Annotated in this window: 1 protein-coding gene; it reads right to left on the bottom strand. The window is 55.2% G+C overall.

Annotated elements, in window-relative coordinates; translation table 11 throughout:
• Positions 1-569: endonuclease III (nth, locus tag QQJ79_RS15785; RefSeq protein WP_284223882.1), on the bottom strand; the 569-nt coding region annotated here is incomplete at its 3' end.
• Positions 570-610: the final 41 nt, after the last annotated feature.

The raw sequence follows: 610 nt of genomic DNA on the forward strand, positions 1-610 counted from the left end.
CGCGCCTTGCACACATACCGGCCGTGCAGGATCATCCAGTGGTGGGAATGGCGCAGATATTCCTTGGGAATACGCTTGGCCAGCTTCTTTTCCACTTCCAGCGGGGTTTTCCCCTTGGCCATGCCGGTTCTGTTGCCCACCCGGAACAGGTGGGTGTCGACTGCAATGGTTGGCTGTCCAAAGGCGATATTCAGGACCACATTCGCCGTTTTCCGTCCCACTCCGGCCAGTTTTTCCAGTTCCTCGCGGGTTTGGGGAACCTCACTGCCATGGTCGCGGATCAGGGCTTCACACAGCTTGATCACGTTCTTCGCCTTGGTCTTATACAGACCAATGGTCTTGATATAATCGCGGACCGTATCCTCGCCGAGGGCGAGCATGGCCTCGGGCGTATCAGCGATGGCAAAAAGCGGGCCGGTTGCCTTGTTGACCCCGACATCGGTTGCCTGTGCGGACAGGACCACGGCCACCAGAAGGGTGAACGGATTGACGTAATCCAGCTCCCCTTCCGGTTCGGGATTGGCTTCGCTCATACGGCGAAAAAATTCTGTGATTTCTGCTTTTTTCATAACTATATTTTGTTACATAGCCTCTGGTGCAAGGCAATGAA

It is taken from the genome of Brevundimonas denitrificans (genome assembly GCF_030160755.1).
Classification (GTDB): domain Bacteria; phylum Pseudomonadota; class Alphaproteobacteria; order Caulobacterales; family Caulobacteraceae; genus Brevundimonas; species Brevundimonas denitrificans.